The following is a 20,653-nucleotide window of genomic DNA, read 5'->3' as shown; positions in this document are numbered from 1 at the left end:
TGGGAATCGGCGAAGGATGCTGGCATCCTGGGTCCATGGCGAACTCCCCGTCCGGCGATTCGGTGACCGACCGGCTGCTGCGGGTGCTCGAGACCTTCACCCCGACCCGCACGGTGCAGACGGCAGCCGAGATAGGGCGGCGCGCCGGGCTGCCGACATCCACAGCGCACCGGCTCGTCGGCGAGCTCGTCGAGGCGGGACTGCTCGAGCGCGACGAGGACCGCCGCATCCGCATCGGCATGCGCCTGTGGGAGCTCGCGACGCGCTCGTCGCACGCCCTGCGCCTGCGCCAGGCGGCGATGCCATCGATGGAGCGCGTGCAGGCCCGCATCCACGAGCACACGCAGCTCGCGATCCTCGAGCAGGACGAGGCGCTCTTCCTCGAGCGACTGTCGAGCCCCGACTCCGGCGCGAACATCACCCGTGTCGCCGGACGCCTCCCCCTGCACGCGTCGTCGTCGGGGCTCGTGCTCCTCGCCTTCGGGACGCATGAGCTCCAGGAGCGGATCCTCGCGGGGCCCCTCGCGCCGGTCTCGCGCGAGACGATCACGGATGCGGGCGCCCTGCGCCGCAAGCTCGCCGAGGTCCGCCGCCTCGGCCACGCAATCGCCTCGGGCTACATCGAGGCGGTGTCGACGGGCGTCGCGGTGCCCGTCCACGACGAGAGCGGAGCCGTGGTCGCAGCGCTATCCGCCGTGCTCCCCCGCGACGCCCCGGTCGATGCGCCGCTGGTGGAGCTCCACACCGCCGCCCGCGAGATCGCCGCCGCGCTCCGCGACCAGCGCTGAGCCCGCCGGCCAGCGCCGAGCCCGGCCGCCAGCCCCTCTCCCCCTGACTTGCCCTAGGTGCACGCGACACGCGGGCGCGGCGCGTGCACCTAGGGCAAGTCAGGGGGCCGGGGGCGAACGCGTCTCCCGTTCAATGAGAGTCGCCATCCGGAACCCCGCCCGCGCTTGGGATGCTGAGCAGGTCGAAGGAGACCCATGACCACCACCATCCGCACCCAGGTCGCCATCGTCGGCGCCGGGCCGGCCGGGCTGCTGCTCTCGCACCTGCTCGATGCCGCGGGCATCGACTCGATCGTCATCGACCAGCGCAGCCGCGACGAGATCGAGCACACGATCCGCGCCGGCATCCTCGAGCAGGGCACCGTCGACGTGCTCGCCTCGACCGGCGCGTCGACACGCATCCTCCGCGAGGCCCACCGGCACGACGGCATCGAACTGCGCTTCGACGGCGGCGGCCACCGCTTCGACTTCCCCGCACTCACCGGCCGCAGCGTCTGGCTGTACCCGCAGCACGAGGTGCTGAAGGACCTCATCGCCGCGCGCCTGGCCGCGGGCCAGGACCTGCGCTTCGCCGTCACCGCGCACTCCGTCGAAGGAGCCGACACCGACCGGCCGCGCGTCCTCGCCACGACGGCCGACGGCGAGGCCCTCGACATCGAGGCCGACATCGTCGTCGGCGCCGACGGCTCCCGCAGCGTCGCCCGTGTCGCCGTGTGCGGCTCGAGCCGCGACGGCTACTTCCGCGAGTACCCGTTCGCGTGGTTCGGCATCCTCTGCGAGGCGCCGCCGAGCAACGACGTGCTGATCTACAGCAACTCCGACAACGGCTTCGCCCTCATCAGCCAGCGCAGCGACACGGTGCAGCGCATGTACTTCCAGTGCGACCCGGACGCCGACCCGAACGCCCTCACCGAGGAGCAGATCTGGGCGGAGCTGCAGTCGCGCGTCCCGGGCACGACGCTCAAGGAGGGCCGCATCTTCCAGCGGGACATCCTGCGCTTCCGCAGCTTCGTCGCGCACGAGCTGCGCCGCGGCCGGGTCGTGCTGATCGGGGATGCGGCGCACACGGTGCCGCCCACAGGTGCCAAGGGCATGAACCTCGCCGTCGCCGACGTGGTGCTGCTCGAGAAGGCCATCCGTGCGCTGCTCCTGGAGAACGACGAACGGCCGCTCGACCGCTACCCCGAGGTCGCCTCGCGCCGCATCTGGAAGGCGCAGCACTTCTCCTGGTGGATGACGAACATGCTCCATGTCGCGCCGGACGCCTCCGACTTCGACCGCCGCCGGCAGCTCGGCGAGCTGCGCATGGTCACCGAGTCCGAGGCGGGGCGACGCTACCTCGCCGAGGCGTACACGGGCTGGCCGTTCGAGACGCGGCTGTAGGCCGCGGCATCCACGCCTTCCGAGGAGGATCGCCTACGCTGGCGGACGTCGCAGACCCCGGCGTTCGGAGCCCCTCATGCAGACCCTCGACACGATCGACGATGCCCAGATCCGGAAGCTGCTCGAGAGCAACGAGTTCTTCTGGCTGGATGCCGTCGGCCTGCCGGCCGATGAGATCCAGCGGCTCGGGAAGCTCCTCGGCCTGCATCCGCTCGCAATCGAGGACAGCGTGCGGTTCAGACAGCGGCCCAAGCTCGACACCTACGGCGCGACCGCGCTGCTCGTCCTCGAGGGCGGTGTGCAGTTCGAGCCGGAGGACGAGAACGAGCATCCGCTGGAGGAGATCCACTGCCACCTGAGCGGCGACTTCATCGTCACGCTGCACCGGAACCCGTTCCCCGACCTGGACGGTCTCAAGAAGCACATCACGCAGGCGGCCAACGGCAAGAGCGAGCAGTACCAGGTCTACAAGGTCGTGGACGTCGTCGTGGACAGCTTCTTCCCGATCATGGCCGGCCTCGACGAGGAGATCAACGCACTCGAGGATGCCATCGTGTCCGGCGGAGGCAAGCGCGCGCTCGCCGAGACGTTCCGTCTGAAGCGCCTGCTGCTGAGGCTCCGCAAGGCTGTCGTGCCCATGCGGGACGTGTTCGCGCGCGAGATCGACGTCATCGCGGATCTCGCCGGGCTCGAGTCGGACAGCCACGACTACTTCCGGGATGTGTACGACCACCTGATCCGCATCACCGACGAGCTCGACTCGTACCACGAGATGGTCTCGGGATGCACCGACCTCTACCTCTCGACCGTGGCCAACCGGCAGGGCGAGACGTCGAAGCAGCTCACCATCATCGCGTCGATCTTCCTGCCGTTGACGTTCCTCACCGGGTTCTTCGGCATGAACTTCACGTGGGAGGTCGCGCACGTCCTGGTCGGGCCGTGGGCCTTCTTCCTCCTCGGCATGGGCACGATGGCCGTCTCTGCCGGCCTCATGTGGTGGTGGTTCCGCCACAAGGGCTGGACCGGCAACGACGCCTGACGCGCGGCGGCCGCGCTCAGCGGTGACGGGCGCGCGAGCGCGCTCGCGCCGCCGGGATCCCGGGTCCGGCCACCTGAGGGCCGACGGCGGCGGAGAGCTCGCCGATGCCCTCGACAATGAGCCGCACGACGTCGCCTTCGGCGAGGGGAGGCGGGGTGAGGCCGCCGTTGCGGCCCCACAGCTCGCCGAGGCATCCGCCGTTGCCGACCGTGCCCGATCCCAGCACGTCGCCCGGCACCACGCGCGAGTTGCGGGATGCGTACGCCACGAGCTCCGGGAGCGGCCACCCCATGTTCGACACGAGGTCCTCGCCGACGAGCTCGTCGTTGATGTACGCCTCGGCGCGGATCGCGAGGAATCCGTCCTCATCGAGACAGGGCTCGAGCTCGTCGGCCGTGACGATCCAGGGACCGAGACTCATCCCGAAGTCCTTGCCCTTGGCCGGTCCCAGCCGCACCTTCATCTCGCGGCCCTGCAGGTCGCGCGCGGACCAGTCGTTCATGATCGTGTAGCCGAAGATCACGTCCTTCGCCTGGGCGGCGGAGAGGTTCGATTCCCCGATGCCGTCGGCGGCGCCGACGACGACCGCCACCTCGAGCTCGAAGTCCAGACGCTGCGTCACCGGCGGCGACACGGGCTCGCCGGGACCGAGGATCGTGTGCGGGTTCGTGAAGTAGAAGGTCGGCGCCTGGTACCACTCGGGGGCGACATGGCTCTTGCCCTCGACACCCGCGCTCACGCCTTCGACGTGCTCCTCGAAGGCCACAAAGTCGCGGATCGCGGCCGGGACGAGCGGAGCGAGGAGCTGCACCTGTGCGAGCGGCAGGCCCGCGGTGTCCCCCACCTTCTCGTAGAGATCGCGCGTCCCCGCAAGTCCGCGCGCGAGGGCGTCCGCGACGGTCAGCCCGTCGGGGAACGGCACGACACGGTCGTCGACGACGAAGCCCTCGCCGACCGTGCCGTCGGCCGACCAGCGCGCGATCCTCATGCCGAGAGCTCCGCGAAGGTCTCGGCGACCCAGTCGGCCGTCCACTGCGAGACGTACGGCATGTTGTCGAGGCCGATGTGCTCGGCGCCGCCTTCCTCCTGCGTGAAGATGCGCAGCTCGCGCTTGGGCGCGTTCATCGCGGCCTCGTACTCCTTGCGCGCGTATTCGACCGGGATCTGCCGATCGCCGATGCCGTGGGTCACGAGGAACGGCACGGTGATGTTCTCCACGACGCCCTCGAGGCGCATGTTCTTCGTCTTCTCGATGAAGTCGTCCATGTCGGATGCGCCGAACACCCAGTGCACGTGGTCCCAGTAGTGCGGCACGGGGTTCTCACCCTCCCGCCGGCGACGGGCCTCCTGGACGGCCGCCCAGTCGTAGTTGGCGCCCCACGCGACGGCGAGCGCGATGCGCTTCTCGAACGCCGTGGCGCGCGGCACGTAGTAGCCGCCGAGCGACCAGCCGACGAGACCGACGAGCTTCGGGTCGACGCCGAGGCCGGCGGCGTTCTCCTCGATCCAATCGAGGGTGGATGCGGCCCACACCTCGGTGTCGTAGCGGGCGCGCAGGTCGCGCATGCGGAGGGCCTCGCCCGAGCCGGGCGGGTCCATCATGAGCGTCGAGATGCCGCGCTCGGCCAGCAGCTGCGGGAACCCGGAGGTGTACATCATCTCCTTGGTCGAGTCGAGGCCGTTCCACATCACCACGAGAGGGTGCGGGCCATCGCCCGGAGCGCGGTAGAAGTACCCGGGAAGCGCGGAGCCCTCGGGGGCGTCGTCGCCGGTGTAGGGAACATCGACGACGGTGAGCGGCACCTCGCCCAGCTCGACGTGCTTCAGCAGCAGGTCGATCGACTTCTGGTACGCGGCCTTGCGGCCCTCCCACTTCGGCGATTGCAGGCGCTCGGCCTGCGACGTGTAGAGCGCCGCGCGGTAGTACTTCTCCGCCGCTCCGCGGCGCCAGCCGCGTGCCTCGTCCTCCTGCGCGGAGGCGAGGATGCGGTCGGCCACCGATTGCCACGAGCCGTACAGCAGCTCGGTGCCGACGTCGTCGCCGTGCTCAGAGGCCTCGAGGACGGGGCGCGACGCCTTGTCGACGTCGTCGATCAGCCCGCCGTTGTTGAGCGTCGCGACGACCGACATGCTCCAGACGTAATTGGTGGGGAAGTACATGTACACGGATGGGACTCCTAAAGGGTCTGGGTCTGGGGACGCACCGCGTCGGAGAGGAACGTGGCGACGCCCGACAGCAGCTGGCCGCCGTCGACGCCGACCTCGGCACCCGTGACGTAGGACGCGGCGTCGGAGAGCAGGAACGCGACGACGTCGGCGACCTCGACGGGCTCTCCGGCGCGGTGCAGCGGGGCGATGGCGATGGAGGCGTCGAGGAAGGCGGGCGGCGCGCCGGCCGTCATCTCGGTGCGGATGTAGCCGGGGTGGACGATGTTGACGCGGATGCCGCGGGGCCCGAGCTCTGTCACGCAGGAGTGGGTGAGGCCGCGCAGCGCCCACTTGCTCGTCGTGTACGCGGCCGTGTAGTGGCCCGTGACTCCGGCCGACGAGCCGATGTTGACGATGGAGGATCCGGCATCCATCAACGGAAGAAGAGCCTGGATGCCGAGCATCGCCCCGGTCACGTTGATCGCGAGCACGCGGTCCCACTCGGCGCGATCGACATCGCCGATGCGCACGCGATGGGTGACGCCGGCGTTGTTGACGAGTCCCTTCACGGTCCGTCCCGCGAGGGAGGCGGCGAGCTCGGCCCACGCGCCCTCGTCGGTCACGTCCAGGCGCCGGTAGGTCACCGAGCCTGGCCCGGCGCCTGCGACTGGGCTCAGGTCCGCGGCATCCCGGAGCAGGTCGGGGGCATCGTCGCGCACGTCCGCGGCGATGACATCGGCGCCCTGTCGTGCCAGCAGCAGCGCCTCCTGCGCGCCCTGGCCACCCGCGGCGCCCGTCACGACGAAGAGATTCCCGGCGATGCCGGGGAGTGCCATCGCCGTCATCTCGCGACATCCCGCGGCCCGTGGCGCATGAGCCCCTCGCGGACGTCGGCGGGCAGCACCTCGAGGACGTCCTGGCCGAACTCGCCGCCGACGAGCACGAACGCGACGCGCGCGATCGAGTCGCCCCGGTTGGCCCACGCATGGTCGGTGCCGCGCTGGACGACGATGTCGCCCGCGCACGCCGTGACCTCGCCGTCGTCGAGGATCAGGGTGATCTCGCCCTCGAGCACGATGCCGTAGTCGATGGACTCGGTGCGGTGGACGGGCGACTGCAGACCGCTGCCGTCCAGGTGGCCGGGGAGGAACTCGTTGATCCGGATGCGGGTCCCGTGCGTCGGCGGCGGGACGGTGATCGAGCCGATCGTGGGGTCCTCGGGGCCGGCGCCGATCGTCGCCGGCGTGGACGTCGTCACCCACACCTCGTGGAAGGCGACGCCGTCCTCCTCCAGTTCGCGCGTGACCGGCACGGGGCCGTCGCTGACGATGACCGAGGCGCCGGCGGCGTCGTGGCCTGTGACGATGCGGCGAGGGATGCGGAAGCTGCCGGTCTGAGCTTCTGGAAGGATCATGGCTTCTGGAAGGATCATGGCGCCGGAACGAGGGCGCCGAGCGCCTGGCCCATGACCCGGCCGGGGTCGGCGTCGGGTGCCCCGGGGTCGAGCTCCCACTTCGCGAGGAGCATCGTCGAGTCGACGACGCCCTTGACCCGCGGGATGCGGCGATCGTGGAACGCCGCCACCTGGGCGTCGAAGTCGCCCTCCGCGGTCACGTATTCGGCGAAGAGCAGCGCGTCCTCGACGCACTGCGCGGCCCCCTGGGCGATGAGCGGCGGGATGGCGTGGACGGTCTCGCCGAGGGCGACGACGCGGCCCTGGTTCCAGGGACCCTCGACGAAGATCCACTCGATCTCCTGGAAGTTGAGGAACGTGTCCGGGCCGAGGGACTCGCGGAGATAGTCGAACGGGCCGTGGAAGTTCGCCATGAGCCGCTGCACCTCCTGCCAGCCCTCGAGGCCGTTCTCCGGGCGCTGCGGGGCGCACAGCACGAAGATGTAGCACTGCGTCTCGCTCACCGGTGTGTAGCCGACCTTGAACGCGCCCTGGTCGTCGAACGGGTATGCGATGCCGCCGGTCATCTCCGGCAGCCGCGACGTGACCGCGCGCCAGATGCCGAGACCGCTCGACGCGCGGTCCTCGGTGATGCCGAGCTTCGGACGAGTCTGCGACTTGATGCCCTCGGCGATGACGATGACGTCCCAGGTCTCCGTCGTGCCGTCCGAGAGCACCGAGGTCGCGGTGTCGCCGCTGTTCTCGAACGAGGTCAGTTCGATGCCCAGGCGGATGCGGACGCCGAGCGCCTCGGCCTTGCGCACGAGGATCTCGTGGAGGTCGGGGCGCAGCGCGCCGATCGTCGCGGGCAGGCCGTCGCCGCCCGTGCGCGGTGTCGGCATCTCGGCCATCACGCGACCGTCGGCGAAGTAGAGGGTGAGCGAGTTCTCGGGCTGCCCCACGGCGAGCACCTCGTCGATGACGCCGATCTTCTCGAAGACGCGCAGGGCGTTTCCCTGGATGGTGAGCCCGTGGCCGACGCGTGCCCACGCGGGTGCTTTGTCGACGAGCGTGACCTCGACGCCGCCCTGGGCGAGGGCGATGGCCGTCGTCAGGCCGGTGAATCCGCCGCCGACGATGAGCGCGCTGCGAATCGACATCTTCGTCTCCATCCCGGACGCGCCGCTCCATTGGGCGCCTTCCGTCCGTTATCGACGTTACGGCGACGGAACGGCGACGGCCAATCGCCGATGCTGATGCCTGATATCAGCGATCAGGAACCCAGGAGGCCATCGGCGACGCACCGCGCGACGAGCTCGCGGAACCACGTGTGCCCCGGGTCATGCGCGTGCGCGCGGTGCCACCAGAGCCTCTGGATGAGCTCCACCAGCGGGAACGGCGTGGGAACGGCGACCGTCCCGGTGATCGCAGCGCTGTCCGCCGCGAGGCGGCTCGGGACCACGCCGATGAGGTCCGTCCCGCTGACGGTCAGCGGGATCGAGAGCAGGGTGGAGGTCGTCACCCGCACGCGGGGATGCAGGTCGAGCTCATGCATCCGGCGCTCCGCCGCCGTGATGTGCGCGCGGCCGAAGTCGCACCGGATGAACGGGCTCGCGAGGAAGTCCTCGAGCGAGATGGCGCCTCCGGCGACGACGGGGTTGCCGCGATCCGCGATCACGACGTAGTCGTCCCGGAAGAGGTCGATGCTGTCGACCTCGATGCCGATGCCGGGAGGGGCGACGACGAAGTCGTGCGCGAGCAGATCGCGCATCGCATCCGTCGGCTCGGCGGGCAGGCGGAGAGTGTCGAAGCGGATGCCGGGGGCCTCGGCCTGCGCGACGTCGAAGACCGGGCCCAGAACGACGGCGCTGAAGTCCGACACCTGCATGCGGAAGGTACGCCGGCTCGTCGCCGGATCGAACGGCTCGGCCTGCCCGAGCGCCTGCGCGACGAGAGGCAGCGTCAGCTGGACCTGCGGCAGGATCTGCCGGGCGAGCGGCGTCAGCTCGTACTCGCGGCCCACCCGCACCAGCAGCTCGTCGTGGAAGAGGGTGCGCAACCGGGCGAGGGCGCTCGACATCGTGGACTGGCCGCTGCCGATCCGCTCCCCGGCGCGCGTGACGTTCGCCTCCTCGAGCAGCGCGCGCAGCGCGACGAGGAGGTTGAGATCGGTGTCTCCGCTCGCCACAGATGCATGGTATCCGGCCCGCGCATGGCTCCCCGGAGGGCGGCCGTCCTACTCTCGGGGAGTCGCCCCGGCACGCTGCGATCACGTGTGCGGGCCGGGGCGCCCACAGACTGACAGAAAGGTCGACGATGACGGAGCGACTCGTCTCCCACCTGCGCTACGCCGCCCTGGCAGTGCCGAACTTCGAGGTCGAGCGCGACTTCTTCGTGACGCACTGGGGCCTCACCGAGGTCCACGCGGAGGACGGACTCTCGTACCTGGCCGCCGAGGGCTCGACGGAGCCCTTCATCCTGCGCCTGCGCAGGGACGAGAAGCGCATCGACCTCGCCGGCTTCGGCGTCCGCAGCCGCGGCGACGTCGACGCCCTGGCCGCCAAGCTCCACGCAGAAGACGTGCCGTTCATCCACGAGCCGCAGGAGCTCGCCGGCTTCAGCGGCGGCTACGGCTTCCGGGTCTTCGACGGCGACGGGCGCGCGCTCGAGTTCTCCACCGGCTACGAGACGCGCGAGGCGCGCAAGATCCGCGAGCGCGAGCCGATCCCGGCCAAGCTCTCGCACATGGTCTTCAACTCGCAGAACCTGAACAAGACCGCGCAGTGGTACGTCGACCACCTCGACTTCACGATCTCGGACTCGCTCGTGCGGCCTGACGGCACCGACATGATGCACTTCCTGCGCTGCAACCCGAACCACCACTCGATCGCGGTCGCGATGGGCCCGCACCACTCGCTGCACCACCTCTCGTTCGAGATGCGGGGCATCGAGGAGTGGATGCGCGGAGCGGGAAAGATCCTCCGCTCCGGCGCCCGAATGATCTGGGGCCCCGGTCGCCACAACGCCGGCGACAACACGTTCGCCTACTTCCTCGACCCGGCCGGAAACACCATCGAGTACACGACCGAGCTGTCGATGGTCGACGACGAGAACTGGATCGCCCACAAGCACGACATCAGCCGGCTGTCGACGCAGGACCAGTGGGGTACCGCACAGGAGATGAGCGAGCTCGTCGCGCGCGAGTCGTTCAACGACATCGACAAGGGCCTGTTCGTCGCGCCGCCGGTGTGACCGGGCGCATTCGACGAGCCGACGCATCCACGGGGAGAACCGAGCATGACACGCATCCACTTCGCCGCCGACCACGGCGGGTACGAGCTCGGCCGCGCGCTGGAGGCGCGGGCGCGGGCTGCCGGCTTCGACGTCGTGTGGCACGGCGCGGACGAGCTGGATCCGGGTGACGACTACCCCGTCTTCGCGATCCGCGTCGGGCGGTCGGTCGTCGAGGATCAGGATGCCGCGGTCGACGCGTTCGGCGTGCTCGTCGTGGACGAAGCCGTCGCGGGGGTCGTCGCGGCGAACAAGGTCAACGGCGCACGCGCCGTCACGAGCACATCGCCGCGCGCGGCCGCCCACGCGCGCGGCGTCGTGGATGCGAACGTCCTCGTGATCGAGGGCATCGCCTACGAGGAGTCGGCGTGGCTCAACGTGTCCGCGTTCGTGACGGCATCCATGGAGCAGACCGTCGAGCGCGGCCGCCAGATCCTGCAGATCGAGGAGTACGAGAACTCCGGGACGATCGAGGGATGGGCCGTGCAGCTGGAGCCCGACCAGATCGCCGTCCGACACGAGTAACGTCGCGGGCATGAGCAGAGCTGCCCTGTACGACACCACCGGCGGACCCGAGGTCCTGTACGTCGGCGCGGCAGCCGATCCGGAGCCGGGCCCCGGCCAGGTCGGCGTGCGCGTGCAGGCAGCCGGCCTCAACCCCGTCGATGCGAAGCTGCGCAGCGGCTTCATCCCCTCGGATCAGCCGTTCCCCCGCCGCGTCGGCTCCGATCTCGCGGGGACCGTGATCGCCGTCGGCGAGGGCGCGGCCTACTGGGACGGCACGCGCGTGTCGGTCGGCGACGACGTGCTGGGCCGCGGACCGGGTGCTGTGGCCGAGCGCACGCTCGCCGCCGCATCGGAGCTGACGATCCGCCCCCACGAGTTGCATGTGGACGTCGCGGGCGGACTCTGGGTCGCCGGTCTGACGGCGGTCTCCTGCCTCGCGACGGTTCCGATCGACGCCGGCGACGTCGTGCTCGTCGGCGGCACCGCCGGCGTCGGACTCGTCGCCGCCCAACTCGCCCTCTCGACAGGCGCCCGGGTCATCGGCACCGCCAATCCACGGGATGCGGAGTTCCTCGAGTCGCTCGGCATCGAGCCCGTCGCGTACGGTGCGGGCCTGGTCGAACGACTGCCGCCCGCGGGCACGATCACGGCGGTCATCGACTGCCACGGCCGCGAGGCCCTCGACGCCGGCGTCGCCCTCGGCGTGCCCGTCGACCGCATGGTCGCGATCGCCGCGTACGGCGCCCTCCAGGAGCTCGGCGTGCACAACGTCGAGCGATCGGCGCGCACCGCGAAGAACCTCGCCGGCCTCGCGGACCGCATCGCGGCGGGTGATCTCGTGCTGCCGGTGGCGCAGACGTTCCGGCTCGACGACGTGTCAGCGGCGTTCGAGGCGCTGGAGTCGTCGCACGCGCCGGGGAAGATCGTCGTCCTCCCCTGAGCCCGTCGGTCGCGGCGTCACCCCTTCCAGACCGTCTTCAGGTTGCAGAACTCGCGGATGCCGGCGGCCGCCAGCTCGCGGCCGACACCGGAGTCCTTGACGCCCCCGAACGGCAGCTCGGGGTAGGAGACCGTCATCCCGTTGATGAACACGGCACCCGCGTCGAGGTTGTCGACGAACCACTCCTCCTCGTCGGCATCGGTCGTCCAGACCGCCGAGGAGAGGCCGAAGGTCGTGCCGTTGGCGACGGCCGCCGCCTCCTCCCGATCGGCCACGCGGTACACCGTGGCGACGGGGCCGAAGGCCTCCTCCAGGTGCAGGCGCATTCCCGGCACCACGCCCTCGACGACCGTCGGCTCGTAGAACCAGCCGTCCCGATCGGGCACGAAGCCACCCGTGTGGACGATGGCGCCCTTGGCGACCGCATCCGCCACCTGGCTCTCGAGCTCGTCGCGACCGGCCTCGGTCGCGAGCGGACCGACGTCGGTCGCCTCATCCAGCGGGTCGCCGACCGTCAGCGCCGCGACGCGCTGGGAGAAGAGCCGCGTGAACTCGTCGTAGACGTCGGTGTGCACGATGAAGCGCTTGGCCGCGATGCACGACTGGCCGCTGTTCTGGTTGCGCGCGGTGACGGCGACGGATGCCGCGCGGTCGATGTCCGCGCTGGGCATGACGATGAAGGGATCCGACCCGCCGAGCTCGAGCACCACGTGCTTGACCTCCGACCCGGCGATCGCGGCGAGCGACCGGCCGGCAGGCTCGGAGCCGGTGAGCGTGGCGGCCTTGACGCGGGGGTCGCGCAGGACCTTCTCGACGCGGGATGCGGGGATCAGCAGGGCGTGGAACGATCCGGCGGGGAATCCGGCGCGCTCGAACAGCGTGTCGAGGTAGAGCGCGGCCTGCGGCACGTTCGACGAGTGCTTGAGCAGCCCCGTGTTGCCCGCCATGAGCGCGGGCCCGGCGAAGCGCAGCACCTGCCACAGCGGGTAGTTCCACGGCATCACGGCGAGCACCACCCCGAGCGGGGCGTAGCGCGTGCCGGCCCGCGAGGCGCCGACGGACGAGGGGTCGTCGAGCTGCTCCGGTGCGAGGAACTCCTCGGCGTGGTCGGCGTAGAAGCGCAGCCCCTTGGCGCACTTGAGCACCTCGGCGCGGGCGGCCTTGATGGGCCGGCCCATCTCGATCGTGATGATGCGGGCGAGCTTCTCGACGTCGTCCTCGAGGAGCTGTGCGGCCGCCCGCATCCACTCCGCGCGCTGCGCGAAGGTCGTCCGGCGCAGCTTCGCGAACGCCGCGTGCGTTGCAGCGATGCGCTCCTCGACCTCGGCGTCGGTGTGCGGCTCGAACTCCTGCTCGGTGAGGCCGGTGAAGGGATTGATCGTCGCGATGGCCATGATGGGCTCCTGTTCGATCGGCGGGGGACGTCGCGATGCTACGTGTCCGCGACGCCGTGCATCCATCATCCGTCGCGATGCCTCGCATGGCCATCGGCAGACCCCCGCTGCGCCGATGCCACGCATGGGCGCAGCAGGGTGTCCCGACGGCACGACGCGGGAAAGGATGGAGCGGCACGAAGGAGTCGCCCATGCGTTTCGTAGACCTGTCCATGCCCCTCGACGACGTGATCCCCGTCGACCCGCCGTTCCTGCGCCCGAAGATCGAGTACAAGGATCACCAAGCGGGCATCGCCGACATGGAGGCCATGTACGGCATCCGTCGTGATCAGCTGCTGGACCAGCAGGGTCTGGCCGCCGAGACGGTGACGATCACGACGCACGCGGGCACGCATGTGGATGCGCCGTGGCACTACCACCCGACGATGAACAGCGGCGAGCGCGCCTGGACGATCGACGAGGTGCCGCTGGACTGGTTCTTCCGTCCCGGGGTGAAGCTCGACCTGCGGCACCTGCCCAATGGGCATCTCGTCACCCCGGACGACATCGACGCCGAGCTCGAGCGCATCGGCTACGAGCTGCAGCCGCTCGACATCGTCCTCGCCAACACGATCGCCGCGAGCGTCTACGGCCGCGACGACTACATCGACACCGGCATCGGCTTCGGCCGGGATGCGACGCTCCACCTCACGGGCAAGGGCGTCCGCGTCGTCGGCACCGACGCGTGGGGCTGGGACCTGCCGGTCAGCATCAACCGCCGTCTCTTCGACGAGACCGGCGATCCCTCGATCGTGTGGGAGGGTCACAAGGCCGGCGCCGAGGTCGGCTACTGCCAGATCGAGAAGCTCCAGAACCTCGAGGAGCTTCCCGCCTTCGGCTTCACCGTGGCCTGCTTCCCGGCCAAGGTGCGCGGCGCCTCGGCCGGCTGGACCCGCGCCGTCGCCCTCTTCGACAACTGACACCCCGCCCGAAAGGAAACGACATGGCCTTCGTCTGCAGCGCCACCTGGATCGCCAAGCCCGGTGAGGAGGACACCGTGCGCGACGCGCTGGAGAAGCTCTCCCCCGCCTCGCGCGAGGAGCCCGGCAACATCTACTACCAGGCGTATCAGAGCCCGGAGGAGCCGGACACGTTCCGCATCTTCGAGGTGTACGTCGACGAGGACGCGTTCACCGCACACGGGACGTCCCCTCACTTCGAGCAGTGGGCGCTCGGTCAGGCGATCCCGGCCCTGCAGACCCGGCAGCGCGACTTCTACACGACACTCGACTTCTGAGACCGGGCTGGACTTCTGAGATGGCGCAGTACGCGCGCTACGTCGGGCCGAACGGCATCGTCCACACCGGACGGGTGCAGCACGGCAGGCTGCAGGACATCCCGGGAGACCCCGAGATCCTCGACCTGCTGAGCGCGCCGGCGGAGGTGCGCCGCGACCTCGACGTGCGCGCTGGGCGGCAGCAGAAGCTGCCCATTCCGGAGGCGACGTTCGCCGTGCCGGTTCAGCCGCGGGCGATGCGCGACTTCCTCGTGTTCGAGGCGCACATCGCCGGCATGAAGAAGTCCGAGCCCGGCGACGGGTCGGTGCCGCCGCAGTGGTACGAGGCTCCCGCGTTCCTGTTCATGAACCCCTGGTCCCTGGTGCCGACCGGTGCGGACATCCCCATGCCCCCTCTCACGCAGAGGCTCGACTTCGAGCTCGAGGTCGCGATGATCGTCAAGGACACCGTCCGCGATGTGCCCCTGGAGGAGGCTGCGGAGCACATCGCCGGGTTCTGCATCTTCAACGACTGGAGCGCCCGCGACATCCAGGCGGGCGAGATGCGTGTCGGCCTCGGCCCGTCGAAGGGCAAGGACTTCGCGAACACGCTCGGACCGTGGATCACCACGCCCGACGAGCTCGAGCAGTACCGAGAGGGCGACCGCTACGCCCTCGAGATGTCGGTCGCCGTGAACGGCGAGGTCGTCGGCACCGACAACCTCCGCAACATGTCATGGTCGTTCGAGGAGATGCTCGTGCACGCCTCCCGCGACGCTTGGGTCGGCCGCGGCGACGTGCTGGCCACCGGCACCGCCTCCACGGGCGCCCTCGCCGAGCACTGGGCGCGCACCGGAGCGCTCACCCCGCCGCCGCTGCAGGTCGGCGATGTCGTCACGATGACCGTCCAGGGCCTCGGCACCATCGAGAACCGCATCGTCGAGACGGTCAGCCCCGCCCACGCCGTCCGGCCCGCGCGGCGCACCTACGGACCCGGCCGTCTGTGACCCCCGGGGCTCGCGGCCGGCGGGCGCCTGAACCCGAACAGGCGCCCACCGGTCGCGCCGTATGCTGGGCGCCAGCGGGAAGGGCGGCCGTGGACGAACTGCGCGGGGTGGACATCAATCTCCTCGTCGTGCTCGACGCGGTGCTCTCCGAGCGCAGTCTGACGCGGGCCGCCGACGTGCTGGGGACGAGCCAGCCGACCGTCAGCGGCGCGGTCGCGAAGCTGCGCACGATGCTCGACGACCCGCTGCTCGTCCGCAGCGGGCGACTCTCGGAGCTCACGCCTCGCGCGGAGGCACTGCGGCCCGTCGTCCGGACCGCGCTCGATGAGATCGACCGGACGTTGAACCTGCGGCCCCTGTTCGATCCGCTGACGACCACCCGCCACTTCCGGGTGTCGGCATCCGACTACGCGCTCTCCATCATGACCGCGCCGCTGCTCGCCGTGCTCGAGGAGGCGGCGCCGCACGTCAGCATCGACTTCAGCCCGATGTCCCATTTCGGCCCGGTCGACCTGCTGCGCGACGACGTCGTGGTGGCCTCCGCGGCACGCGGCGTCCCCGGCAAGCATCTCGCGCTGTTCTCCGACACGATCGTCTGCATCGTCCGCCAGGGCCACCCTGCTCTGGTCGACGGGACCCTGGGCATCGAGAGCCTCTCCTCGCTGCCGTACGTGCAGGTGGCCTTCGGCGAGGGCATCGTCATGTACGCGGATGAGACGCTCGCCGACGCGGGGGTGACACCCCGCGTCGCGCGGACCGTGCCGGGATTCCTCCCCGTGCCGTTCACCGTCGCGGGGTCGGACATGTACGGGTTCGTCCCCGAGCGCGTCGCCGATCGCTATGCCGATGCGCTCGGGCTCGAGGTGGCGCGCATCCCGGTGTCGCTTCCCGTCCTCGTGGAGGCGGCCTTCTGGCATCCGTCGCGCAACGACGACCCCGCCCTTCGCTGGCTCGTGTCGATCCTTCGCGAGGTCGCCGAGCGCGTCGAGTTCGCCGACGACGAGGGCTCGCCCGTCTGACTCCACTGTGGGCCTCGCCGGTCTTCATCCGTCACGAACCGCGGCCAGAACCCGCAGAACGTGACGGATGAACGCCGGGGGCGTCGAGCTACTTCACCCCGCGGATGGGCAGGATGAGCGCCGCGCCGATGAGGCCCGCGATCGCACCGCTGAGGAACAGCGCCGGGAAGTTCTGCGGGTGGGCAGCCGAGGCGCCGATCGCCAGCAGCACCGGCGCCACGGCCGGAACGATGGACTGCGGCAGCGTGCTCGCGAGGCCCATGATGCCCATGTCCTTCGCGATGTTGTGGCGGTCGGGGAGGATCTCGCTGACGAGCGCCAGGTCGACGGCCATGTAGACGCCCTGCCCGAGACCGATGATGCCCATCGCGACGAGGAACATCGGGTACGAGGTCGCGAACGTGACGACGATCAGGCCGATCGCGAACACCAGCGCGGCGACGACGACGAACGGCTTGCGGCGGCGGACGCGATCGGAGATCTTGCTCGCGATCGGGGCGAAGATGAGGGCCATCACCGTCAGCACGAGCGTCGACAGGAAGACGGCGGTCGACACGGTCGCGATCGAGAAGTGCAGCGCGATGATCAGGTAGAACGCCTGGTAGGCCTGCACGGCGGCGATGCCGAAGAAGATGAGCAGACGGCTCCACCATGCCCATCCGTACGACGGGTGCGTGACCGGGTTCACCCAGAACGTGCCGAAGAAGTCGCGTGCGGTGAACGCCGGCACCTCGGCCTTCGTGATGGCGCGGTCGGGCAGACGCAGTGCGAGCAGGAGCACTGCGATGACGCCGATGGCCGCCGGGATGAGGAACTGCGCCAGCAGGTTCCCTGACACGAGCTGCGCGAGGAAGAGACCGATCACGGCACCGACCGGGAGGCTCAGCCCGATCAGCGCGGAGGCGGGACCGCGGCGGTCGGGCGAGTACTGGTCCGCCAGAACAGCGGTGCAGGCGACGGTCACCGCGGCGACGCCGAGGAATGTCAGCACGTTGCCGAGGATCAGGATGCCGAGTGATCCTGCCGAGTAGCTCAGCGGGGCGCCGATCGTCATGAGGACGGCGCCGACGATCAGAAGCGGACGGCGACGGCCGAGCCGAGTGGTCAGTCGGTCGCTGATCCGGCCGAAGATCGGTGCGCTGACGAGGGCCACGATGCCGCTGATCGCCATCACGACCGAGAGGACGGTGGTGGCGTTGCTGTGGTCGATCGCCTCGGCCTTCAGCGAGAGCGTCAGGACCGCTGGCACGAGCTGCGCCATTCCCGCGCCGATCGCCGCGAAGCCGAGGAAGAAGAGGAGTCCACGGCGCGGGTTCGGCCAGTCGTGGCCCGAGGTGTCGATGTCGCGCGACGTCGTCGTGCTGGGTGAGGTCATGAGGCTTCCTTGCCATCGGTCCGGCTCGGGCGGCCGGGGTCATCGAATTTGTACCAACCGGGCGGGGCCGGTCCTATGGGCTGCCGTGATTCAACCCATCGCGCAGTCCGATGGACAGCCCGCGTCAGCCCTGGCCGTGCTTCGCGTACGGGTTCAGCAGCGCCTCGCGGATCTCGTCCGGAACCCCCTCCTCGGTTGCGCTCGGGCCGTCGGCGGCGGGGAACGACTCTGTCATCGACATCGGCATCGCGCCGTTGCGGTAGAAGTTGTTCGAGCCGAGCGACGGCTTCCACGTGTTGGGCTGCCAGTCGGGCACGTAGTTGCGGTACCCGCCGGTGTTGAGCTCGATGCGCAGGCTCGACGGCTCGCGGTAGTAGAGGAAGTTCTGCTCGCCGATGCCGTGGATCGACGGGCCGTACTCGATCGGGATGCCGTGCTCCATGAGTGTGTCGGCCGCGATCAGCAGCTCCTCGCGGGTGTCGACCCAGAACGCGTAGTGGTTCACCCGGCCGGCGCGCGACGAGCCGTCGAGGACGACGCCGAGGTCGTGCGACTTCTCGTTGGTCGTGAGCACCGAGAACACCGAGATCGGCGCCTCGTCGAGGAGCGTGCGCGCCATGATGCGGAAGCCGAGCACGTCGTTGTACCAGGCCGCGAACGCGTCGACGTCGCTCGCGGCGATCGTGACGTGGTCGAGCTGACGCGGAGCGCCGGCCACCGTGCTGCGCTTCTCGGGACGGTCCGGGTAGATGGATGCCGTGCGGCCCTCCGCCTGGTGGCGTGTGACATCCCAGTGCAGGGTCATCGTGTGCCCCCACGGGCCGGTGAACCGGTATGCGCGCCCGATCGTGTGGACATCGACCCATTCGCCCTGCACGCCCGCCGCCTCGATGCGCGACACGGCTTCCTCGAGCGCCTCGAGGCTCGACGTGCGCCACGCCATCGTGTCGAGCGACGGCTCGTCGCCGGGCAGCACGACGACCGAGTACGCGTAGTAGTCACCCCAGCAGCGCAGGTAGACGGCGCCGTCGATCCGGTCGACCACAGTCAGGCCCACCCGGTCGACGTAGAAGTCGACGGAGGCCTCGACGTCGGGCGAGGTGATCGCCACGTACGAGAGGTGGGACAGGAGCTTGATCATCGTCGATCCTTTCGAGGTGCCAGGCGAACGCCTTCTTCCACGATCGGCGCTCGGGCGATATCAGGGAAGATCGGGTTCCCTATCCGCCTCATCACCGAGGTTTATGCAGCAAGCACCGCGGCGGCGACCCTCGTGTCGGTCCGCAGCTCGTCGAGATCCGGGCAGCCCGCGTCGACGCCGAGGGCACGGCGGAGTGTCGCCCGGGCCGTCGATTCGTAGCGTGCGGGAAGGAGCATCCGTCCATCGAGCGTCCTGATCTCGACGTGCTCGGTGCCGGCGAACGGGTCGACGACCACCTCGATCGTCGACGCGCCGATGGCGGTCGCGCGCACGCGCGAGGCCTGGCCGTCCGCGAGGACGGTGACCGTGATCGTGACGGGCACGCCGCCGGCGCTCGCGTGCGCGAGGACGAACGCGTCGGTGGATGCCGCATCCCCCGACTCCACCGGCCCGCCGAGCACGCGCGCCCAGCCCACGGCGTCACGGAGCACCGCTCGGACATCCGCGGGAGCTGCGGCCGCCTCGATCACGAGGGCGCGGGGTGCGACCGCGGCGAGAGCGCCGACCGCCCCGCGCAGCGTGTCCGGCAGCAGGCGCCGCTCGATCAGGACCGGGACGTCGGCGTCGAGCCCGTCCGTCTCGGCTGCGGGGCTCGGCTCCGCGACGATCACGGCCACGGCGCCCGCGGCGGCGGCAGCGGCGGCGGCCATCGGCCAGTCCGGCCGCCCGGGCACGACGACGATCGCACCCTCGTGGTCCTCGGCGAGGCGCGTCGACAGCGTCAGCTCGACCGTGGCCACGCGGTAGGCGGCGAGGTCGGCGGCGACCGGCATCCTCTCGTCGCTCATGCCGCCTTCTCCCTGATCGCCGCGGCAGCCGCGTCTGCGATGCGCAGCGCGTAGCGCGCATCCGCGAGGATCTCGTCGTACTCCACCGCCTGGCTCCCGTCGACGAGCGCTGCGAACGCCCGCCACTCCGCCTCGTAGCCGTCCACGGCGTCCCGTCGGTATCGCGTCACGCGCCCGCCGCCGTGCCGCACCGCCACTGCGGCGCTTCCCGCGTGCACGAACGCCGGCGGGAAGTCGACGTCGACGCGATCGTGCAGGCCGCCGATCGACAGGCGCCAGAGCGCATCGGGCCCGTCGGGCTGCATGAGCGCCGTGATCGTCACACCGATTCCGCTCGCGATGTAGCCGATGGCGAAGCCGACGGGCGCGATCGCCCGGGCGAAGACCAGCCGCTCGAAGTCCGGCGCGAGGTCGCGCACCGCCGGCAGATCGTGCACGGCCAGGCCCGAGATGAGACTGCGAACCATCGCTGACGCCACCCGCGGATCGTGGAGGTCCGGCGCGCCGGTGCGCGAGGCGATGAACGGCCCGCCCTCGGCGACCAGGTCGTGATACCGCCCGTTGGGCGGGAGCGCCAGGGTGACGGAAACCGTCCGCACGCGCTCGCCCTGGCGCACCAGGTGGTGCTTCGCCCTCCCCCAGGCCGGATCGAAGAGGTGGTTCGTGCCGACCATCAGCGCGACGCCGGCGGCACGGCACGCCTCGACGACCTGCTCGGCATCCTGGATCGTCGTCGCCAGCGGCTTCTCGCAGAGGATGGCCCGCGCACCGGCGTTCACGGCGGCCAGGATCTCTCTGGCGTGCTCGGCCGGAGGCGTGCAGATCGCGACGACCTCGACGTCGGGGTCCGCCAGAAGCTCCTCCTCGCCGCTGGACCAGCGCGCTCCGCGCGGCTCGGCGAGCGCGCGTGCCCGTCCGCTTCCCCCGTCGGCGATGTGCACGACGTGGAAGTCTCCCTCCAGCCGAGCGATCGTCGGCAGATGGAGTGCCGCGACCCCCGGGCCGGCACCCAGCACGCCTACTCCTCGAGACATCCGACTCCCTACTTTTGTTCTGATTATGCCTAAGTTGATGTCAATCCGTCGATAGTGACGGTGTTTGTGACGACTTGGTGCGCGGAGTTGT

At 70.3% G+C, this 20,653-nt stretch carries 21 protein-coding genes; 10 read left to right on the top strand and 11 right to left on the bottom strand.

Going from position 1 to position 20,653, the window contains the following annotated elements:
• The first annotated feature begins 35 nt into the window (after positions 1 to 35).
• The 3 genes from AC0NZN_RS09910 to AC0NZN_RS09900 all read left to right on the top strand — a co-directional run bounded on the left by AC0NZN_RS09910 (position 36) and on the right by AC0NZN_RS09900 (position 3,210).
• Positions 36 to 788, top strand: a complete 753-nt coding sequence (locus tag AC0NZN_RS09910; protein WP_474592131.1) for an IclR family transcriptional regulator — start codon at positions 36 to 38, stop codon at positions 786 to 788.
• A gap of 195 nt (positions 789 to 983) precedes the next feature.
• Complete coding sequence (locus AC0NZN_RS09905) at positions 984 to 2,171, top strand: 4-hydroxybenzoate 3-monooxygenase (protein ID WP_474592130.1); 1,188 nt, start codon at positions 984 to 986, stop codon at positions 2,169 to 2,171.
• A 76-nt stretch (positions 2,172 to 2,247) separates the two neighbouring features.
• Positions 2,248 to 3,210 (top strand): magnesium transporter CorA family protein, encoded by a 963-nt coding sequence (locus tag AC0NZN_RS09900; protein WP_474592129.1) that lies wholly within the window; start codon positions 2,248 to 2,250, stop codon positions 3,208 to 3,210.
• A gap of 16 nt (positions 3,211 to 3,226) precedes the next feature.
• On the opposite strand, the gene AC0NZN_RS09895 is transcribed toward AC0NZN_RS09900, so the two are convergent.
• The 6 genes from AC0NZN_RS09895 to AC0NZN_RS09870 all read right to left on the bottom strand — a co-directional run bounded on the left by AC0NZN_RS09895 (position 3,227) and on the right by AC0NZN_RS09870 (position 8,939).
• Entirely contained in the window at positions 3,227 to 4,198 is a 972-nt protein-coding gene (locus tag AC0NZN_RS09895; RefSeq protein ID WP_474592128.1) for a fumarylacetoacetate hydrolase family protein, read from the bottom strand.
• Positions 4,195 to 5,370, bottom strand: a complete 1,176-nt coding sequence (locus AC0NZN_RS09890) for an alpha/beta hydrolase family protein (RefSeq protein WP_474592270.1) — start codon at positions 5,368 to 5,370, stop codon at positions 4,195 to 4,197. Before AC0NZN_RS09890 ends, AC0NZN_RS09895 begins: the two co-directional genes overlap by 4 nt.
• 17 nt (positions 5,371 to 5,387) lie before the next feature.
• Positions 5,388 to 6,194, bottom strand: coding sequence for an SDR family NAD(P)-dependent oxidoreductase (locus tag AC0NZN_RS09885; protein WP_474592127.1), 807 nt, complete (start codon positions 6,192 to 6,194; stop codon positions 5,388 to 5,390).
• Positions 6,195 to 6,199: 5 nt separating this feature from the next.
• Entirely contained in the window at positions 6,200 to 6,772 is a 573-nt protein-coding gene (locus AC0NZN_RS09880; protein WP_474592126.1) for a cupin domain-containing protein, read from the bottom strand.
• A gap of 14 nt (positions 6,773 to 6,786) precedes the next feature.
• A complete protein-coding gene (locus AC0NZN_RS09875; protein WP_474592125.1) occupies positions 6,787 to 7,911 on the bottom strand; it encodes an FAD-dependent oxidoreductase in 1,125 nt (374 codons plus the stop codon).
• 113 nt (positions 7,912 to 8,024) lie between these two features.
• Positions 8,025 to 8,939, bottom strand: coding sequence for a LysR family transcriptional regulator (locus AC0NZN_RS09870; RefSeq protein ID WP_474592124.1), 915 nt, complete (start codon positions 8,937 to 8,939; stop codon positions 8,025 to 8,027).
• 128 nt (positions 8,940 to 9,067) lie between these two features.
• Between AC0NZN_RS09870 and AC0NZN_RS09865 the strand changes: the two genes are divergently transcribed.
• The 3 genes from AC0NZN_RS09865 to AC0NZN_RS09855 are packed head-to-tail and all read left to right on the top strand — an operon-like array spanning position 9,068 to position 11,489.
• Positions 9,068 to 10,003 carry a VOC family protein gene (locus tag AC0NZN_RS09865; protein ID WP_474592123.1) on the top strand — a complete coding sequence of 312 codons (936 nt, stop codon included), beginning with the start codon at positions 9,068 to 9,070 and terminating at the stop codon, positions 10,001 to 10,003.
• 45 nt (positions 10,004 to 10,048) lie between these two features.
• Complete coding sequence (locus tag AC0NZN_RS09860) at positions 10,049 to 10,567, top strand: RpiB/LacA/LacB family sugar-phosphate isomerase (RefSeq protein ID WP_474592122.1); 519 nt, start codon at positions 10,049 to 10,051, stop codon at positions 10,565 to 10,567.
• 10 nt (positions 10,568 to 10,577) lie between these two features.
• Positions 10,578 to 11,489 carry an NADP-dependent oxidoreductase gene (locus AC0NZN_RS09855; RefSeq protein ID WP_474592121.1) on the top strand — a complete coding sequence of 304 codons (912 nt, stop codon included), beginning with the start codon at positions 10,578 to 10,580 and terminating at the stop codon, positions 11,487 to 11,489.
• Between the two features lie 17 nt (positions 11,490 to 11,506).
• On the opposite strand, the gene AC0NZN_RS09850 is transcribed toward AC0NZN_RS09855, so the two are convergent.
• The gene (locus AC0NZN_RS09850) at positions 11,507 to 12,883 is read right to left on the bottom strand and encodes an NADP-dependent succinic semialdehyde dehydrogenase (protein WP_474592120.1); all 1,377 of its coding nucleotides are present in this window, start codon (positions 12,881 to 12,883) and stop codon (positions 11,507 to 11,509) included.
• A gap of 191 nt (positions 12,884 to 13,074) precedes the next feature.
• On the opposite strand from AC0NZN_RS09850, the gene AC0NZN_RS09845 reads away from it, so the two are divergent.
• The 4 genes from AC0NZN_RS09845 to AC0NZN_RS09830 all read left to right on the top strand — a co-directional run bounded on the left by AC0NZN_RS09845 (position 13,075) and on the right by AC0NZN_RS09830 (position 16,164).
• Positions 13,075 to 13,842 (top strand): cyclase family protein, encoded by a 768-nt coding sequence (locus AC0NZN_RS09845; protein ID WP_474592119.1) that lies wholly within the window; start codon positions 13,075 to 13,077, stop codon positions 13,840 to 13,842.
• A 23-nt stretch (positions 13,843 to 13,865) separates the two neighbouring features.
• Complete coding sequence (locus AC0NZN_RS09840) at positions 13,866 to 14,159, top strand: putative quinol monooxygenase (protein WP_474592118.1); 294 nt, start codon at positions 13,866 to 13,868, stop codon at positions 14,157 to 14,159.
• A 20-nt stretch (positions 14,160 to 14,179) separates the two neighbouring features.
• Positions 14,180 to 15,145 (top strand): fumarylacetoacetate hydrolase family protein, encoded by a 966-nt coding sequence (locus tag AC0NZN_RS09835; RefSeq protein ID WP_474592117.1) that lies wholly within the window; start codon positions 14,180 to 14,182, stop codon positions 15,143 to 15,145.
• 89 nt (positions 15,146 to 15,234) lie between these two features.
• On the top strand, positions 15,235 to 16,164 hold the full coding sequence (locus tag AC0NZN_RS09830; RefSeq protein WP_474592116.1) for a LysR family transcriptional regulator: 930 nt from the start codon (positions 15,235 to 15,237) through the stop codon (positions 16,162 to 16,164).
• A gap of 88 nt (positions 16,165 to 16,252) precedes the next feature.
• On the opposite strand, the gene AC0NZN_RS09825 is transcribed toward AC0NZN_RS09830, so the two are convergent.
• From AC0NZN_RS09825 to AC0NZN_RS09810, 4 genes are all read right to left on the bottom strand, one after another.
• Positions 16,253 to 17,539 (bottom strand): MFS transporter, encoded by a 1,287-nt coding sequence (locus tag AC0NZN_RS09825; RefSeq protein WP_474592115.1) that lies wholly within the window; start codon positions 17,537 to 17,539, stop codon positions 16,253 to 16,255.
• 124 nt (positions 17,540 to 17,663) lie between these two features.
• Complete coding sequence (locus AC0NZN_RS09820; protein WP_474592114.1) at positions 17,664 to 18,680, bottom strand: VOC family protein; 1,017 nt, start codon at positions 18,678 to 18,680, stop codon at positions 17,664 to 17,666.
• Between the two features lie 101 nt (positions 18,681 to 18,781).
• A complete protein-coding gene (locus AC0NZN_RS09815) occupies positions 18,782 to 19,528 on the bottom strand; it encodes a hypothetical protein (protein WP_474592113.1) in 747 nt (248 codons plus the stop codon).
• Positions 19,525 to 20,544 (bottom strand): Gfo/Idh/MocA family protein, encoded by a 1,020-nt coding sequence (locus AC0NZN_RS09810; protein WP_474592112.1) that lies wholly within the window; start codon positions 20,542 to 20,544, stop codon positions 19,525 to 19,527. Before AC0NZN_RS09810 ends, AC0NZN_RS09815 begins: the two co-directional genes overlap by 4 nt.
• Positions 20,545 to 20,653: the final 109 nt, after the last annotated feature.

The organism is Microbacterium sp. sgz311019 (assembly GCF_056135325.1).
Note: the sequence above shows the minus strand (reverse complement) of the source record. Positions and strands in the feature narration are given on the sequence as shown.

Bases quoted from the DNA above. Each gene is read 5' to 3' on its own strand.
- AC0NZN_RS09910 (WP_474592131.1), top strand. From the start codon at position 36: ATGGCGAACTCCCCGTCCGGCGATTCGGTGACCGACCGGCTGCTGCGG.
- AC0NZN_RS09905 (WP_474592130.1), top strand. From the start codon at position 984: ATGACCACCACCATCCGCACCCAGGTCGCCATCGTCGGCGCCGGGCCG.
- AC0NZN_RS09900 (WP_474592129.1), top strand. From the start codon at position 2,248: ATGCAGACCCTCGACACGATCGACGATGCCCAGATCCGGAAGCTGCTC.
- AC0NZN_RS09895 (WP_474592128.1), bottom strand. From the start codon at position 4,198: ATGAGGATCGCGCGCTGGTCGGCCGACGGCACGGTCGGCGAGGGCTTC.
- AC0NZN_RS09890 (WP_474592270.1), bottom strand. From the start codon at position 5,370: ATGTACTTCCCCACCAATTACGTCTGGAGCATGTCGGTCGTCGCGACG.
- AC0NZN_RS09885 (WP_474592127.1), bottom strand. From the start codon at position 6,194: ATGGCACTCCCCGGCATCGCCGGGAATCTCTTCGTCGTGACGGGCGCC.
- AC0NZN_RS09880 (WP_474592126.1), bottom strand. From the start codon at position 6,772: ATGATCCTTCCAGAAGCTCAGACCGGCAGCTTCCGCATCCCTCGCCGC.
- AC0NZN_RS09875 (WP_474592125.1), bottom strand. From the start codon at position 7,911: ATGTCGATTCGCAGCGCGCTCATCGTCGGCGGCGGATTCACCGGCCTG.
- AC0NZN_RS09865 (WP_474592123.1), top strand. From the start codon at position 9,068: ATGACGGAGCGACTCGTCTCCCACCTGCGCTACGCCGCCCTGGCAGTG.
- AC0NZN_RS09860 (WP_474592122.1), top strand. From the start codon at position 10,049: ATGACACGCATCCACTTCGCCGCCGACCACGGCGGGTACGAGCTCGGC.
- AC0NZN_RS09855 (WP_474592121.1), top strand. From the start codon at position 10,578: ATGAGCAGAGCTGCCCTGTACGACACCACCGGCGGACCCGAGGTCCTG.
- AC0NZN_RS09850 (WP_474592120.1), bottom strand. From the start codon at position 12,883: ATGGCCATCGCGACGATCAATCCCTTCACCGGCCTCACCGAGCAGGAG.
- AC0NZN_RS09845 (WP_474592119.1), top strand. From the start codon at position 13,075: ATGCGTTTCGTAGACCTGTCCATGCCCCTCGACGACGTGATCCCCGTC.
- AC0NZN_RS09840 (WP_474592118.1), top strand. From the start codon at position 13,866: ATGGCCTTCGTCTGCAGCGCCACCTGGATCGCCAAGCCCGGTGAGGAG.
- AC0NZN_RS09835 (WP_474592117.1), top strand. From the start codon at position 14,180: ATGGCGCAGTACGCGCGCTACGTCGGGCCGAACGGCATCGTCCACACC.
- AC0NZN_RS09825 (WP_474592115.1), bottom strand. From the start codon at position 17,539: ATGACCTCACCCAGCACGACGACGTCGCGCGACATCGACACCTCGGGC.
- AC0NZN_RS09820 (WP_474592114.1), bottom strand. From the start codon at position 18,680: ATGATCAAGCTCCTGTCCCACCTCTCGTACGTGGCGATCACCTCGCCC.
- AC0NZN_RS09815 (WP_474592113.1), bottom strand. From the start codon at position 19,528: ATGAGCGACGAGAGGATGCCGGTCGCCGCCGACCTCGCCGCCTACCGC.